At 38.0% G+C, this 13,269-nt stretch carries 11 protein-coding genes and 1 pseudogene; 6 read left to right on the top strand and 6 right to left on the bottom strand.

Annotated features, from left to right (window positions below; all coding sequences use genetic code 11):
• The first annotated feature begins 191 nt into the window (after positions 1 to 191).
• A complete protein-coding gene (locus PN450_RS14620) occupies positions 192 to 335 on the top strand; it encodes a hypothetical protein (RefSeq protein ID WP_271836761.1) in 144 nt (47 codons plus the stop codon).
• 7 nt (positions 336 to 342) lie between these two features.
• On the opposite strand, the gene PN450_RS14615 is transcribed toward PN450_RS14620, so the two are convergent.
• Positions 343 to 768 (bottom strand): hypothetical protein, encoded by a 426-nt coding sequence (locus PN450_RS14615; RefSeq protein WP_271836760.1) that lies wholly within the window; start codon positions 766 to 768, stop codon positions 343 to 345.
• A 269-nt stretch (positions 769 to 1,037) separates the two neighbouring features.
• On the opposite strand from PN450_RS14615, the gene PN450_RS14610 reads away from it, so the two are divergent.
• The 3 genes from PN450_RS14610 (at position 1,038) to PN450_RS14600 (ending at position 3,993) form a co-directional block, all read left to right on the top strand.
• Positions 1,038 to 1,466, top strand: a complete 429-nt coding sequence (locus PN450_RS14610) for a QcrA and Rieske domain-containing protein (RefSeq protein ID WP_213718021.1) — start codon at positions 1,038 to 1,040, stop codon at positions 1,464 to 1,466.
• Between the two features lie 501 nt (positions 1,467 to 1,967).
• Positions 1,968 to 2,891 (top strand): LysR family transcriptional regulator, encoded by a 924-nt coding sequence (locus tag PN450_RS14605; protein ID WP_015081555.1) that lies wholly within the window; start codon positions 1,968 to 1,970, stop codon positions 2,889 to 2,891.
• Between the two features lie 58 nt (positions 2,892 to 2,949).
• Positions 2,950 to 3,993, top strand: a complete 1,044-nt coding sequence (locus PN450_RS14600) for an anthranilate phosphoribosyltransferase family protein (RefSeq protein WP_271836759.1) — start codon at positions 2,950 to 2,952, stop codon at positions 3,991 to 3,993.
• Between the two features lie 85 nt (positions 3,994 to 4,078).
• Here the strand turns inward: PN450_RS14600 and PN450_RS14595 are convergent, their stop codons facing one another.
• The 3 genes from PN450_RS14595 to PN450_RS14585 all read right to left on the bottom strand — a co-directional run bounded on the left by PN450_RS14595 (position 4,079) and on the right by PN450_RS14585 (position 9,659).
• Positions 4,079 to 6,259, bottom strand: a complete 2,181-nt coding sequence (locus PN450_RS14595; protein WP_271836758.1) for a molybdopterin oxidoreductase family protein — start codon at positions 6,257 to 6,259, stop codon at positions 4,079 to 4,081.
• Positions 6,260 to 6,457: 198 nt separating this feature from the next.
• On the bottom strand, positions 6,458 to 7,954 hold the full coding sequence (locus tag PN450_RS14590; RefSeq protein WP_271836757.1) for a NarK family nitrate/nitrite MFS transporter: 1,497 nt from the start codon (positions 7,952 to 7,954) through the stop codon (positions 6,458 to 6,460).
• Between the two features lie 142 nt (positions 7,955 to 8,096).
• Complete coding sequence (locus tag PN450_RS14585; RefSeq protein WP_271836756.1) at positions 8,097 to 9,659, bottom strand: ferredoxin--nitrite reductase; 1,563 nt, start codon at positions 9,657 to 9,659, stop codon at positions 8,097 to 8,099.
• 579 nt (positions 9,660 to 10,238) lie between these two features.
• Here PN450_RS14585 and PN450_RS14580 point away from each other — a divergent pair.
• Positions 10,239 to 10,550 (top strand): hypothetical protein, encoded by a 312-nt coding sequence (locus tag PN450_RS14580; protein WP_271836755.1) that lies wholly within the window; start codon positions 10,239 to 10,241, stop codon positions 10,548 to 10,550.
• Between the two features lie 4 nt (positions 10,551 to 10,554).
• Positions 10,555 to 10,968: pseudogene (locus tag PN450_RS14575) on the top strand (PIN domain-containing protein).
• Here the strand turns inward: PN450_RS14575 and PN450_RS14570 are convergent.
• Positions 10,960 to 11,637, bottom strand: a complete 678-nt coding sequence (locus tag PN450_RS14570; RefSeq protein WP_271836754.1) for a response regulator transcription factor — start codon at positions 11,635 to 11,637, stop codon at positions 10,960 to 10,962. The pseudogene PN450_RS14575 and the gene PN450_RS14570 overlap by 9 nt on opposite strands.
• Positions 11,638 to 11,647: 10 nt before the next feature.
• Positions 11,648 to 12,802, bottom strand: a complete 1,155-nt coding sequence (locus PN450_RS14565; protein ID WP_271836753.1) for a sensor histidine kinase — start codon at positions 12,800 to 12,802, stop codon at positions 11,648 to 11,650.
• Between the last annotated feature and the right edge of the window lie 467 nt (positions 12,803 to 13,269).

Raw genomic sequence — 13,269 nt, 5'->3', positions numbered from 1 at the left:
AAGTAGAACGGCTTGAATAATTCAAAGTTTGTAGTGAGGAATTTATTCCTCATTTGAGGGCTGAAGCCCTTACTACGAAATCATCTCCAGATTTTTTACATTACTTAATCTACTTTGATTTATTTTCGTCTACTTACTTACCTTCAATACCAATTAGAGGAATATTTGGATTATTTAACCATAGTTTTAAATTGGCAATTTCTGCTGTTCTTCCTTGCCAATTAGCCGAACTTTTATTAGGGTTTCCCGCTTTGAGAATCCCCGGTGATTCTGATTTGGTGCTGCTTTCTATGAGTGCTGCTATCTTATGTATTTCAGCAATGTCACCACCATAGATATTAATTACTTTGGGTTGTTGTAAGTTCTACTCAAGTTGGGGTTAACAACATCACGTCCTGCATTTATCTGTGTACTCTCATCGTAAGATTGAGCATTAACACTAGAAGAACTATCATCAGATTTTTGTGTTTGTAAAATCTTAGCTATTTCTTCAGCTAATTCTGTATCTGCTTCTAAAATCTCCCTCATTTGTACCCGGAAAGCTGCTTGTAAATCATCATCATCTGGGTTTTGTTGAGCCTTCGTAGCAGCTTTTTTAGCTTCTTCCTTAGCTTCCACCTTCGGCCATAACTTATCCCAAATCGCTTTAGCCCTATTCCAAACATCCTCACCGACTTTCTGGGAAGCACCTTCTGCGGCTTTATTACCCATAGTCAGCAAAAAAGGCATACAGGGAGCGAGAAACTTAACAATTGCAGCGATATCCATGAATTTATGCGGTTTAACTACTGTTAGTTATACAGAGTCATGATAGCACATTCCTAACGGAGTCAATGTGTTTTAATAATAATTTAAATTGCTCCTTTGATAAACTCTTCTTAGCAAAAACAATGATTTAAATTCACAAAAACCGTAGAGTTGCAGAGTATGCGCCCTCAATTCCATCACCTCAAATCAACAACTAAATAATGACATTATCCAACATTGCCAGTAATAATAGATATTAGTAAAAAATCACATATTGATTACCAGCAAATATGAAACGTCGTGACTTTATAAATTGGGTAGGATTAGGTTGTTTAGCGAGTTCCTTACCTGTCGCAATTGCAGCCTGTTCTCCCGAAACGAGTACATCTGCTAATGCTGCCACGAAAGGCTGGCAAAAAGTTGGGACTGTGGCACAATTAGACAAAACTGGGCAACTATTAGTAGAAGATTCAACCATTGGCGCAGTATTAGTAGTTGGCACATCTAAAGCCGCAGAAAATCTGATTGCTGTTAATCCTACCTGTACTCATCAAGGTTGTAGCATCGACTGGAACGCAAAACAAGGTAAATTTGTCTGTCCCTGTCATGGTGCAAAATTTGCTTCTGATGGTAAAGCACAAGAAGGTCCTGCTAAAAAACCGCTGAAAACTTACCAAGCTAAAATTGAAGGTGGTTCTATCTTAGTTAAAGCAACTTGACAATCTCCAGGCTGTCATCATATAGCAGATTTTGCTCTAAGAGGTTGTTTGAAAAGTATTAGATGAAACCGATAATCTCCAGAAACCTAACCCCCCTTCCCCCCTTCCCTACAAGGGAATGGGGGTTTCAAACCCACATTCCGCGTCGGGGAGAGGTTTGGAGAGGGGTTTATTTATACATTAAAAACTTTTCAAACATCCTCTAATGAGGTACAAACTTGAATTATGAAACTCTTGTAGTGCGGGCATCTTGCCCGCTGGATATGTACCTCATAGCAGGAATCGGGAGGAAAGAGGCAGCGGGAAATAATTTTCTGACTTTATTCCCTATTCCTTGTTATATCAGTTGTTATATAACGCATCAATTCAGTATGCACAAGTATTTTTGCTAATGTGATTATGTAAATTAAATGCTGGACAACAAATTAAATTAAATTAAAATTATACAGATAACCCGTTAAATTAATAAGAGTTATTCATTTATACTTAGGTTCTATTAAAATGCGTCTAGAGCAGTTGCAAGCCTTTTTGGCGATCATTCAAACAGGTAGCTTTCAACAAGCAGCTAAACAATGTGGTGTGACTCAATCAACTATTAGTCGGCAAATTCAGGCATTAGAAGCAGATTTGGGCATAGAATTATTTCATCGCAGCACCCATGCCAAATTAACCTTAGGAGGTGAACGCTTACTTCCTCGTGTGCATAAAATCTGCCAGGAATGGGAATCTGCTACACAGGAATTAACAGATTTAATGGGGGGAAAGCAACCAGAACTATGTATTGCAGCAATTCATTCAGTCTGTGCTTCTTACCTACCACCAGTGTTACAAAAATTTTGTCATCATTATCCAGAGGTACAATTGCGAGTCACATCATTAGGAAGCGATCGCTCTCTGAAAGTCCTCAAAGATGGTTTAGTAGACTTAGCAATTGTAATGCACAATCGCTTTTTAATCACCGGCAAAGAAATGGCCGTAGAATTGCTATATGAAGAACCCATAGAAGTCCTCATCGCAGCAAATCATCCCCTATCTGAATATGAATCTATCCCCTGGTTAGAGTTAATTCGTTATCCCCAAGTGGTATTTAAAGATGGTTATGGAATGCAACGTCTGATTCAAGATAAATTTGAACAGATGAAAGCTACACTCAAAGCAGCTTTAGAAGTAAATACCCTGGATGCCTTTCGGGGAGTAGTTCGTCAAGGAGAACTCATTGCCTTACTTCCCCAATCAGCATTAATAGAAGCCAGACATGATCCCACCCTGGCAGTTCGTCCCCTAGCCGAAAATAGTAATTTAGCTGATAATTCTAGTTTAACTCGTCGGGTAGTGATGGTAACAACTCAAGATCGTCTCCACATTCCCCCTATTCAATATTTTTGGCAACTTGTCAAAGATAATATTCCGGAAATAAAAAATTAAAAATAAACTATTACCTTTTTCCACTGACAACTGACAACTGACAACTAACAACTAACAAATGACTAATAAATTTAGAGAATTTATTCAAAAAGTAGGTAGTGGAACTCACACATCAGATAATTTAACTCGTGCTGAAGCCGCTACTGCAACAAAAATGATGTTATTAGGTGAAGCCACACCAGCGCAAATTGGCGCATTTTTAATTGCTCACCGCATTAAACGTCCCACAGGTGAAGAATTAGCAGGGATGTTAGACAGTTACTATGAAATCGGACCCAAATTGCTACCAATAGCCCAACCTGTGATAGTTTTGGGTGTACCCTATGATGGCAGAACCCGCACTGCACCAATTAATATAATTACGGCTTTATTATTAGCTGCTGCGGGACAACCTGTAATTATGCACGGAGGAGATCGCTTACCGACAAAATATGGTTTACCTTTAATCGAGATTTGGCAAGGTTTAGGAATAGATTGGACTGGTTTATCACTCGAACAAACCCAGCAGGTTTTTGAACAAACAGGAATTGGTTTTATTTATACACCTAAGCATTTTCCTTTAAATCAAACTTTGTGGGAATACCGTGAGCAATTGGGTAAACGTCCACCGTTAGCAACAATGGAGTTGATTTGGTGTCCATATACGAGTGATGCTCACATTATTGCCGGTTTTGTTCATCCACCCACAGAAGGAATGTTTCAGACTGCTTTGGGATTACGTGGGGTGAATAAATACACTTTGATCAAGGGTTTAGAAGGTAGTTGTGACTTACCGCGCGATCGCACAGCTATCATTGGCTTATCTTCATCAAACCCAGAAATCTTAACCCGGCTACAACTCGCACCGAGTGAATATGGCTTTATCACTAAAAACGTTCCCCTCACAACCACAGAAGAACTCATTAAGGAAATGCAGGGGATTTTAACGGGAAAAACCAGCGAACTAAGCCAAACAGCCCTATGGAATGGTGGTTTTTATCTATGGCGCACTGGTATTTGTTCAGATATGCAAGCTGGTATAGACACAGCCGCCGAACTAATCAGCAGTGGTGTATTAGCAGCTAAACTGCAACAAATTAATACTTTGCTGCAAAGATTTTAATCGGTAATTGGTGATAAAGTTTTTGTTCTCACCCTATTTATCCTGTTTATCCTTTAATCCTGGACATCCTGATTCAGACAAAAGCTTACCACTGAGAAGACTGAAGTTGATAATTTTTAACCGTAGATTCTACAAGAATTGGAACTAACTGCACAGCACAGGCTTTTAATTCCGGTTGCAGGGAATCAGGACAAGCTTCTGAATGGGTAAGAGCGTTAGCTTCTGCATCATCTGCCCACAGTTTACCCCAGTGCATAGGGACAAAGACAGTACCGGGAGAAATAGCTTTTGTAACTTTAGCTGGAAACTTAGTTGTACCACGACGCGATCGCACCTCTAACCACTGATTATCAATAATACCCAAAGCAGCAGCATCACGGGGATGAATCTCAATAAACGGTTGCGGGTGCAGTTTGCGAATTTTCTCAATTCTGCCCGTACGCGTTTGTGTATGCCAATGACCGTATAATCTACCAGTAGTTAATATAAAAGGATAATTCTCATCCGGTGGTTCAGCAAGTCCTTTTGAATAATATGCACCAAACTTAGCGCGTCCATCAGGTGTATGAAATCGCAAATTATTATATAGACGTTTATTTTCTGAATTACTACCCTGTGCATAAGGCCAATGAGTTGGACCTTGTGCGGCTAAAAACCCATGACTTAAACCCGACATATCACAAGGACGCTGACGAGTTAATTGAACAAATTCCTGATAAACTGCGGCGGAATTCTGAAAATTAAACTTATCATTAAAACCTAATCTTCTTCCCACTTCTGCGAAAATTTCCCAATCAGGTTTTGCTTCTCTGGGTGGTTCACGAAAAGCCGAACATAGCGTTACCATTCTTTCCGAATTCGTCATAATCCCAGTTTTTTCACCCCACTGTGCCGCAGGTAACAAAACATGAGCATAAGCTGATGTTTCCGTAGGGTAATAAGCATCTTGATAGATAGTAAAAGGAGATTTTAACAACGCCTTTTTAGTTCTTTCTAAATCGGGCATACTCACAGCCGGATTAGTGGCAGCAATCCACAATAAACCCACATTTCCAGTTTCTAAACCAGTGATCATTTCCCAAGCAGTTAAACCAGGAACAGGGGAAATTTGTCCTCTTTCCAAACCCCAAAAATCCTCAACTTCTGCGCGATGTTGGGCATTTTTTACCAACCGATAACCCGGTAATAAATGGGCTAACCCTCCCGCTTCTCTGCCACCCATAGCATTAGGTTGACCAGTTAAAGAAAAAGGACCCGCACCAGGTTTACCGATTTGTCCCGTCATTAAATGTAAATTAATAATAGTTCTAACTTTAGCCGTACCTTCTGAAGATTGATTAACACCCATTGACCATAAAGAAAGTACAGATTTTGATTTTCCCCAATATTTAGCAGCAGTTTCTAAATCTTCAATACTAATACCACAACGACTCGCCACTACCTCCGGCGAATAATGCCGAATTACCTCAGCATAAGCCGGAAAATTGCTAGTACAATCATCAATAAAAACTGTATCTATATAATTCCATTTCATTAATAAATGGGCAATACCATTTAACAAATCAATATCTGTACCGGGACGAATAGCTAAATGTAAATCTGCGGCTTCGGCTGTGGGAGTCCGCCGAGGGTCAACCACAACCATTTTAACATGGCGATTTTTTTTATGATATTTTGCTAACTTATTAAAAATAATGGGATGACATTCTGCTGTATTTGTACCAATTAAAAAAGCACAATCAGTTAATTCTAAATCATCGTAACAGCAAGGAGGACCATCAGCACCAAAACTTTGAATATACCCAGATACCGCACTAGACATACACAACCGGGAATTAGCATCGAAATTATTAGTTCCTAAACAACCTTTAAGTAACTTTTGAGCAATATAATAATCTTCTGTTTGAAATTGTCCAGAACCATACATACAGATAGAATCTGTGGCTTGATTCAATCTCAATGTTTGAATCCGGTGGGTAATAATATCAAAAGCTTCATTCCAACTCACACGCCGAAATTCTGCATCTAAAGAATCGCGCACCATGGGATAATTTAATCTACTTTTATCCAAAGATTCAGCAATAGTTGCACCTTTAACACATACCATTCCTTGACTAGAAGGATGGGATTTATCACCCCTAACTCGCCAAATAGGAATTCCTTCACTATCTCGATTTGTGGCTTTTCCATGTTGGGCTGGTGCAGAAACTTCTAAACCACAACCAACCCCGCAATAAGGACAAAGTGTTTTGGTAAATTCTGTCATAATATTTGCAGGTTTAAAAAGTTATTTCGCGCAATCTCTCTTAGAGATCCCGCAGGGTAGACGCTAAGGAGCAAAGGCGCAAAGTTATGATAAACGAACCACAGAGGCACAGAGGACACAGAGATAATTTCATAAGAGGAGAAATATTTTTAATTTCTAGTTTTTATCTTCTTACCTTTGCGCCTTTGTGTGAGATAATTATTCTTCTATTAAAACAGATTGATGATTAATTATTTCTCCTTCATTTTCATTATCAGATGCAAATGAATTTTTTGGTTCTTTGAGGAAGAATCCACACATAAAGGCGCAAATCATGGCGGCTATTCCCATTGTGGCAAATAGGGTTGATGGGTCTGTTAAACTATAGATTGTTAGATAAACTACGCCGCCAAAGTTACCATAAGCACCGACGTTTCCGGCTATTTGTCCGGTTGCTTCTTTTTTGATTAATGGCACTATTCCGTAGGTTGCACCACAACCAGCTTGAGCAAAGTAAGCCGCAAACATTGTGACAGCAATTGCGAGGGGGATAGGCCAATCTTTGTTAATGAAATGTGCCATTAAATAACCAATTGCAATCCCAGCAGAAACTATTGTCATTGTCCATTTACGCGAACCTAATTTATCGGAAATTAAACCACCACTGGGACGAGAAACTAGGTTAAGAAAGGGATAAATGGAGGCAATCATGCCGGCGACAATATGTTCTAAACCAAAGGTTTTTTCAAAGAATGCCGGGAGCATGGAAACGGCTGCAAGTTCTGAACCAAAGTTGGTAATGTAGGTAAATTCTAATAATGCTACTTGACCGAATTGATAACGTTGATTTGCTGGGTAGGTTTTTTGTCCTGTTAGTAATTCGTGATTGACTTGATAAGCTTGGTAACTTTGGTAAGCAAATAATCCTGCTAATACAATCCAAACTATATACATTTGGCTGAGTGTGAGGAAATGAATTTTCTTTTGTTCTAGTCTCCAAGCTAATAAACCCAATGCGAATATTAAACCAAGGTTGGAAACAATCAACGCCCAAAAGCTTTTGATAGAAGTTACTTCTAAAGAACCATTTTTCTTGGGTTTTTGATAAACTTTACCGCTGGGTGTATCTTGAACGCTTTTATAGTAGAATAATCCGTAAATTGCAGTGACAATTCCTGTTAAGGCAATTGTGAATCTCCAGTTAGAACCGCCACTACCTAAAAAGCTGGTTGCAATTGCAATTGTTGGTAATGCAAATTCTGCTCCAAATGCTCCAAAGTTACCCCAACCGCCATAAATACCTTGAGCAATTCCCATTTCTTTGGGAGGAAACCATTCGGCTACCATGCGGATTCCTACCACAAATCCAGAACCGACTATTCCCATTAATAAGCGACTAATAACTAATTGGTTAAAGTCTTGGGCTAATGCTGTTGCTAAACAAGGAACAACTGCAAACATTAATAAGAGGGAATAGGTAATTCTTGGACCAAATTTATCCAATAACATCCCAATAATTAGACGAGCGGGAATTGTTAATGCTAGGTTACAAATTCCTAATGTTTTAATTTGTTCAGGAAGTAAATGTAATTCTTTTCCAATTGTGGTAGCGAAGGGGGCAAAGTTAAACCAACAAACAAAGGTTAGGAAAAATGCAAACCATGTCTGATGTAGTATGCGATAGCGTCCTTGGAATGAAAATAATCTTTTTAACATTTCTTTTCTCGCTAAATAATTGAATTTCTGAAAAATTGGATATAAAAATCCAAGGACAATTATGAAATTGCCTAAATTGATGATTTATCAAACGCGGATAAACGCAGATAAACGCGGATGATTTTATGTCTAGTTATTGAGGTTAAATTATTGCTGGTTCTCGCAATTTTGCCCCAAATTTGGTAATTAGTATTTCTCTTAATATGGGCTGTAAGTCTTCGCAGGGAATACTTTTTTGCACACAAGTTCCTAAATGTGCGTCTTTCCCCACTGTTCCACCCATGTAAATGTCTACACCTTCCAACATTTTGCCATTTTTACGCACTTTAGTTCCCATTAAGCCAATATCGGCTACTTGGGGCTGTCCACAGGAGTTAGGGCATCCTGTCCAATGAATTCGCACAGGACGTGATAAAGTTAGTTCAGATTCCAATGATTTAATTATTGATAGGGCGCGATTTTTGGTTTCTATTAAGGCAAAGTTGCAAAATTGTGCGCCTGTACATGATACTAGCGATCGCATTAATAAACCAGGATTAACTGAAAATTTCTCCAATACTGATTCTGTGAAAAATGCTGTTAAACTGGAATCAGGAATATTCGGGATAATGACATTTTGTTCTACGGTAAACCGGATTTCTCCGCTTCCGTAAACTTCCGCTAATCTGGCAATTTCCAACATATCATCAGCAGACAATCTGCCGACGGGAATATTTAAACCTGCGTAGTTAAATCCAGGTTGTTTTTGTTTATATATGCCCACATGATCCCGTTTTTCCCAGTCAATTTCATCTTTTGCTGCTGCGGGTAATAATGATTTTCCAAAATGCTTTTCCACTTCTGCGCGGAATTTTTCTATCCCCCATTCATCAAGTAACCACATTAACCTGGCTTTTAGTCTATTTGCACGTAAGCCATGATCTCGGAAAATCTCGACAATCACTTTACATAATGATACAACTTGGGCGGGAGATACCCAAACATTTAAAGGAATGGCTGCTTCACAACGTTTGGCGGAAAATAAGCCGCCGACAATGACGTTAAAACCAAAGATTGGGGTTTCATCTTCATTTCCCCAAAAAGCGGGAATAAAGGCTAAATCGTTAATTTCTGCGTGAACTGAATTATCTCTGCCTCCAGTAATCGCAATATTAAATTTCCGGGGAAGATTGCTAAATTCTGGATTACCTTCACCGTTGTTAGTCAGCATATCCTGGACTTGCTGCACTAATTCTCTGGTATCATAAAACTCATCTGCATCCAAACCCGCTACAGGATCACCTGTAATATTACGAACGTTATCCATGCCGGATTGGATAGTAGTCAATCCGACTTTGTGAAATTTATTAAAGATATCGGGAATATCTTCAAAGTTGATCCCGCGTAGTTGTATATTCTGTCTAGTGGTAATATCGGCGCTGCCATTTTCACCGTAACGCTGTACCACTTCTGCTAAAACTGACAATTGATTGCTGGTGAGAATACCGTTAGGTAGACGCATTCGCATCATGAATTTACCGGGAGTGACAGGACGAAAAAATACACCTAACCATTTTAGGCGATGGTTAAGGTCGTTTTCGTCCATTGCTTCCCAACCGACTTGGGCAAAATTCTCTATTTCGTTTTTAACTGCAAGTCCGTCTTTTTCGGCTTTGAATTTCTCGAATTTATTGAGTTTGTCTGTGGTAGTTGCTGTTTCTATCATGATCTTTTTTTGGGGAACAGGACTTAATTAACTGTGTATCCGTGTTCTTATCGGTTATGTGCTTGCCACGTTGGGGAAATAACTGATAGTAGTTTCCTGGTTGGTGGTGTGACAGTTGCGATATTGTTACGTTAGTGTGATTTTTCATAACAGTTCGTATAGTAGGTTACTAAATTTTGGTAATTATGCGAAAATAGGATATAAATATTGCGGTTATTGCATAAATTATTTTAATATACGAATTTATATAGATACAAGCGATAATGGTAGTATGGTTATTCGCATAGGTAGTCTATTTATTTGGTTCTTCGGTATTTGTTATGCTAAACTATTAAATAAAATGCCAGGTTAATAGGCATCTAATTCGGAAATTTTCAAAGTTTTTAAATCCATCTCTAATAACTTGTTGTATTGGTTCATTTGATGACGAAATTATTAAATTTCGCTGATATTTTAGGGGGGTAATGAAATGTAAGGCACTATTCATCTGTTTGAAATTAAAAACATCTGTTTAAGTGCGATTATTTATTTTCTCCGTTGAGTTAAGAGGCTATGCTATAATAACATATACTGTTAAAAATGTCTCACAAAAATATGAACAACACATCTCTAAAAGAAGAAACTGCCTTTAACCGCATTTCAGCAACTGTAAAATATTTGATTGCTAATAATAGTGTGTATCAAGAAAGATTGGAACAAGATAAAATGATCCAGAAAATGTATGAACTGTTTACTAAACCAAATTCTGGTGATGATGTAGACACAATTGCTGAAGATGACTTAACAGAAAGAATTAGTAAAATGTTAGCTGTAGAAGCAATCAGTGGTTTGTTAAATGATTTTACACCAGAAGAAATGGCAATATTTGATGAAGCAGTGAAACGTAAATAAGTCAATGGGATATCTACTAGATACTAATATGGTTACAGCAATTCTCAAGGAAAATCCAAAAGTAACCAATCAGCTAGAAAGTTTGAATCGCCAAAACGAGGAAGTTTTCATTAGTGGGATTACTTACTATGAAATTGAGCGAGGACTCTTAGCAGTTAAAGCGGTAAAGAAATTATCAGACTTTGAATAATTTTTGAAGAAATACCAAGTTTTACTCTTGGACGATATGGCAATTTTTCAGAAAGCGTCAGAAATTTATGCTGATTTAAAACAAAGAGGTTTACCAATTCAAGATGCAAATATATTTATCGCAGCTACGGCTATTATTCACAATTTAATTGTAGTTTCCCATGATTCTGATTTATTAAGAATCAAAGAATTGCAATTGGAAGATTGGTTACAAGAGGAATTAAATTAAATCGTTTTTAATCAACCGTTTTTGTAAAGCCACAACAACAGCTTGAGAGCGATCGCTCACTTCTAGTTTATGTAAGATAGTATGGACGTGAACCCGCACTGTTCCCGGTGTAATATAAAGTGCCAGAGCAATTTCTTGATTAGTTTTTCCCGCTGCCAATAGTAATAAAATTTCTTGTTCTCTTTGTGTTAGTTTATGAGTAGACTTTGAGCTATTTTCTGATTCAAAATGGTGATGATCTGATGCAAAGGTAGAACGAATTTCCCTAGTTGCAGTTTCATCCCACCAAGATGCCCCAGATGCGACGGAACATAGTGCCAATACCAATTTTTCAGCCGCAACACCTTTAAGACAATAACCTTGAGCGCCCACTTCAATTAACCGCGTAATCAGAGATTTTTGGGAATGGGAAGTGAGGACTAAAACTGGTAAATTGGGATATTTTTGTTTAATTTGATAACAGGCTTCAATTCCGCCAATTCCTGGTAATCCTACATCTAAAATAACGACATCAAGAGGGTGCTGGTTGACTAACTCAATGGCTGTTTCACCATCTTCCGCTTCCGCGATAATATCCAAACCAGTTTCTTGCTGCAATCGCACACGCAAGCCCAAACGGAAAAGTTCATCATCCTCAACTAGGAGGATTTTTATGGGGGTAGAAGACATCTGATGTTGTTTAAGATTGAAATGGCAAAACAGGGAGCTTGAAGGCAAAAATAGCGCCATTGGGAACTCTGTTTTCTGCCCATATTATACCGTTATGAGCTTCAATAATTTGCCGAGATAAATAAAGTCCTAATCCCGAACCTTTAGCTTGGCGTTGGGAAAGCTCACCGCGATAGCGTTCGCGGAGCGTGCCGGAGGGAACTAGCGCTCCGTAGGAATCGCTATTTCCTTGGTAAAATCGTTCAAATAAGTGGGAAAACTGTTCAGGTTGGATACCTGCACCTGTATCTAAAATTTTGACAACTTGATAGGAAGTTTGCGGTTCTAAGACAATTTCGACATGATCACCGCGTCGAGAATGGTTAATAGCATTAATCAGCAAATTGCTAAAAACTCGTTGCAGTTGCAAAGCATCACCGCGCACCCAAAGAGAGCGTTTCCAATCAGAATCACCATAGTTTAATGATAGATGAATGCGACGATTTGCTGCTAATTCAATTAAAGTAGCCGTTGCTGTTTCTGCTAAGATACTTAAATCCACAGGAGCTAAATCTAGTTTTAAGCCTTCTGTATCATTGCGATAAACATCTAACAAAGTTTCTAATAAATCAAGGGAAGTTTCATGGCTGCGTGCCATTGTTGCTAGAACTTTCTGTTGGGTTGGTAAAACTGCACCAAATTTTTCTTTTTGAAAGGCTTTAATAGTTTCAACTGCTCCTAAAAGTGGCGTTTTTAAATCGTGAGTAAGTGTGGAAGCAAAATCTTCTCTTAGTCTTACTAATTGGGCTTGGGATTCGAGTTTAGTTTGAGTGAGGGCAATGGCTTTTTGAGATTTTCGTAATCGCTGACTTAAAAATCCGGTGACTATCAAAGCTATTGCAGCAATTACTCGACTAGCAACAGTAGAAGCTCGAATTGATTCACCTCCAGGTATCCACGCATTTAACATAGTTAGAAAAACAGCAAGAAATGTTGCGCCTATTGTTGCCATTCCCCCAAACCAAGAATTGACTAATAAAATTGCTCCACTGTAGAGATATCCAAAAACATAATCATTGGGGGTAGAATATTCTAAAACTGCTAGAAAGATAAATATAGTGACAATTAGTAATATTTTACCAAGACGTAAGTTATTGTTTATTAATTTATTTTTTAAAGATGCCATTTACTAACTTACCTTTTCTCAACTTATACAACTATAACAATTATCAAGGCTCAGATCCCTGACTTCTTAAAGAAGTCAGGGATCTTGATGGGATCTTGTTTACTAGCGTTTAGATTTCTTCTAAACTTTACTAAACACTGATATATATCTTTAGGTAGACACATAAATAGAAAAATAAACGATTTTTATATCCTTGTACTCCTTGTTTTTATTGCCACAATAATTGATGATATAAATTAATCATCTCAAGATTACTATCTAAATCAGGATTTTTAGGATGAAATAATTAACAAAAATGATACTGAAAGTAAGCATTTAGCCGTCAGCTAAGTAAGTAGACGAAAATAAATCAAAGTAGATTAAGTAATGTAAAAAATCTGGAGATGATTTCGTAGTAAGGGCTTCAGCCCTTAAATGAGGAATAAATTCCTCACTACAAACTTTGAATTATTCAAGCCGTTCTACTT

Origin of the sequence: Dolichospermum lemmermannii CS-548 (assembly GCF_028330815.1) — a bacterium.
GTDB lineage: Bacteria > Cyanobacteriota > Cyanobacteriia > Cyanobacteriales > Nostocaceae > Dolichospermum > Dolichospermum lemmermannii.
The sequence above is the reverse complement of the archived record's forward strand: the minus strand, read 5'-3'. Positions and strand labels throughout refer to the sequence as shown.